Source organism: Lishizhenia sp., from assembly GCF_033720595.1.
In the GTDB taxonomy this organism is placed as follows: Bacteria; Bacteroidota; Bacteroidia; order Flavobacteriales_D; family Crocinitomicaceae; genus Lishizhenia.
The window spans coordinates 1-3,548 of the sequence record NZ_JAWWCF010000244.1 but is presented as its reverse complement, the minus strand read 5'-3'; the positions used below and the strand labels follow the sequence as shown (position 1 = coordinate 3,548).

2 protein-coding genes are annotated in these 3,548 nt (G+C 38.2%); one reads left to right on the top strand and one right to left on the bottom strand.

Going from position 1 to position 3,548, the window contains the following annotated elements; all coding sequences use genetic code 11:
* A partial coding sequence (locus R3333_RS13305; RefSeq protein WP_318959262.1) for a PorP/SprF family type IX secretion system membrane protein occupies positions 1-600 on the bottom strand: 600 nt, incomplete at its 3' end.
* Positions 601-783: 183 nt separating this feature from the next.
* On the opposite strand from R3333_RS13305, the gene porU reads away from it, so the two are divergent.
* The coding region (porU, locus tag R3333_RS13300; protein ID WP_318959261.1) for a type IX secretion system sortase PorU at positions 784-3,548 on the top strand (2,765 nt) is incomplete at its 3' end.

The window sequence follows — 3,548 nt, the reverse complement described above, 5'->3', positions numbered from 1 at the left end:
CTTTTCCCCAACTACACATTTTTTGTTTGTTTTTTTTTTGTTTTGTGCTGATCCACCAAACAACCACGACTCCGTGTACCCCATAAAACCTGCAGAAGCATCAAAAAATCCTACAGACCCTCCACGAGGAACATCGTTCGTACCGTAAATAAAACCTCTACGCTGATCAATCATGTCACCAAATGTCAACCTACTCCAATCCAAAAACTTTTGGTTCCATGTTGCCTTGGCTCCAAAAAGCATCGTGAATTTTCTATTCACTTTCAAGTGGTAAGAGTATATCAAGCTCAAAGTAGAATGTTGTATTGTACCCTGCCCTTGTTGATCGTGTGTTGCTATAACACCAAAACCACCGTTAATATTGTTAAAATATTGGTCGTATGATGCTGAATAGGTAACGTAATTTCCTGATAAGCTCGGCCATTGGTTACGGTAGTTAGCAGCCACTCGAGGACATCCATTTGTTCCCGCAAAAGCAGGATTCAAATAAATAGGGTTCGCATAGAACTGTGAGAACTGTGGATCCTGAGCATTTGCATTTGCTGTCACAAGCGTGAACAGCAGCAAAAACAAGCCTTTTTTAATTATTTTAATAGTCATTTGCACGTTTTGATGCGTTAACATAGCGTTTAAAACCTCCAATGTTACAAAAAAAATTCAGAATTGAGGTAATTTGAATTATCAATTTATAATATCCCTAACAATTTAGCGTTTTACTGTGGAGAAATTAGCATATTCGCTTTTCTTGCGCTACAATTACTTAATAAATCACATTAAGGACACATGATGATACGACAAATTTTGCTTTGGGTTACAGTTCTTTGTTTTGGAACTACTGTTTGGAGTCAAAGAGAAATCACAATTCCAGTTGACTGGAACACAGACAACACGTCTTTACAAGCTCAAAATTTCATGCAATTGGAAGGAGAATTATCTTTCCAATGGAAAATGGAAAAATCGTCGCGTAACTGGGCTTTACAATTTGTAAGTTATTCCACTACACCGGCAAGCCAAAACGAGATAAAAGAACTTGAGGCAAACAACATACTAATACCCACTGCTTTTCAATTTGAAAGAAGAACTACAGACAACAGAGCGCAGTTGTATGAAAGTGTGAGTATATCACCTTATATAAAGGTAAACAACAACATCTTAAAGGTCACCTCTGTTCAAGCCACACAAAACACAAATTATTACGCCCCCGCCAAACAAAGAGATTTCAAAGCTCATTCAGCCTTGCAGCCAGGCTCTGGTGATTGGTACAAGATAAAAGTTACGCAAGATGGAGTGCATGTCATTACCTATGATTTTCTTCAATCAATTGGTGTGAACGTAAGTAATTTAAATCCAGACCATATTAATGTATACGGGAATGGCTTTGGAGAACTTCCGTACAACAATTTTGAGGAAAGACCTGATGACATCCTTAAAAACGCGATTGAAGTTATAGGTGGAAATGATGGATCCTTCGATCCTGGAGATAAAATTCTCTTTTATGGAAAAGGTCCGAACCGTTGGGAAAGAATTGGTTCTCTAGGTTTTGAGCGCATTCAAAATCACTACGCTGATTACAGTGCTTATTTTATTAATGTGAATGCAGCTGAACCTCCCTTGAGGATTTCTTCTGCTCAAACAACAACTGCGGCGGCTACGCACACTGTAACTAGCTTTAACGACTATGCTCGCCACGAAAAAGAAGAAGTAAACTTAATACACTCTGGGAGAAGATGGTATGGAGAAAAGTTTGACGTCGAACTCTCTCAAAATTTCAATTTTAATTTACCCAACATAGCTGTAAATGCCCCAGCTAGTTTGCGATATGCCATTGCTTATAACGCGGGAGACAACACCAGTTACTTTGGAATCAATTATAATGGAAATAGCATAGCTAGTGATACCTTAAATGCATGGAGCGGTGGTGAAACAGCATTTGGGAGAAAAACTGTGAGTGTTACAAATGGAAATTTCGCACCTACCTCTGGTAACATTACCTTGAATTGTGTATTGAATAGAAACCTCCCTTCTATTTATGCCTACCTCGACTTTTTGGAAATCAATGTGAGACGACAGTTGAAAATTGCGGAAAATCAACTTGACTTTAGAGACATTCAAAGTGTCGGTTCTGGAAACATTGCCAACTTTCAAATTAGCAACTTCACCTCTAACCTTAAAGTTTGGGAAGTAACAGATAATACACAACCTTCTCTTGTCAACGGAACTTTAGTAGGAAGCACCTACTCATTCTCTGTTGATGCGGATAGTTTAAGAGAGTTTGTAGCTTTTAATAACAATTACCTTTCTCCAAGCTTTATAGAAAAGGTAGCTAATCAGGATTTACACGGACTTGGATATGCAGATTATTTAATCATTACCCACCCCTCTTTGAAGTCGCAAGCCCAACGCTTAGCCAATCTTCATGAAGCGCAAGGACTTTCTTACCACTTGGTAGACATCAATGATTTATACAACGAATTTTCTGGGGGTGCACCAGACATCACAGCGATTAGAATGTTTGCCAAAATGTTTTACGATAGAGCCAATGGCGACCCTAGCCTTATGCCCAAGTACATGTGTTTATTTGGAGATGGAACATATGACCCTAAAGACAGGGTTGATAACAACAACAATATGATTCCAACCTATCAAGCTTTAAATTCAGAACATCACATTCAGTCTTTGGTAACAGATGATTACTATGGATTACTTGGAGACAATGAAGGATTAAATAACAATGATGATTTAGATATCGCTATTGGTAGAATTATCGTGAGCAATGAGTTACAAGCCAAGCAAATGGTGGATAAGATAGAACACTACATGAAAAATGGATCTACACTTTTTGCCAACACTTCAAGTAATACAGACGAAAACGGATATTCATCAACACAGGGTTCTTGGAGATTAAACTACGCCTTAATTTCTGATGATAGGGATGATGTAAATGACAACTTTCTAAACCAAGACATTGAGCCTTTTGCCAATTACATTGAAGCCAATTACCCAATGATGAATGCGAATAAAATTTATTTAGACGCATTAACACAAAAAACTTCAGCTGCAGGCGAAAGATACCCTCAAGCCAATGAGCTAATCAATAGAAATTTTGCAAGCGGAAACTTGGTGATGACCTATATTGGTCATGGTGGTGAAGCAGGCTTGGCTCAGGAAAGAATTTTAACCAACAACCAGATAAACGCTTTAACAAACATTGATAGACTTACGCTTTTTGTGAGTGCTACGTGCGAGTTTACGCGTTTTGACAACAACAAGTTAATCTCTGCAGGAGAACACCTGTTCCTCAACCCTAACGGTGGAGCCATAGCTTTAATGACAACAACCCGTTCTGTCTACATTAGCGTAAACTCCATTGTAAACATCGCCTTCTATCAAAATATCTTTAAACCAGATAGTGATAATCGTCCACAAACATTAGGAGAGATTATACGACTAACCAAAAATCAAGCATCCACGAACGAAAATAAAAGATGTTTCACCCTAATTGGTGACCCTGCTCTGCGTTTAGCTTATCCTCAACACAAAGTTGTAAT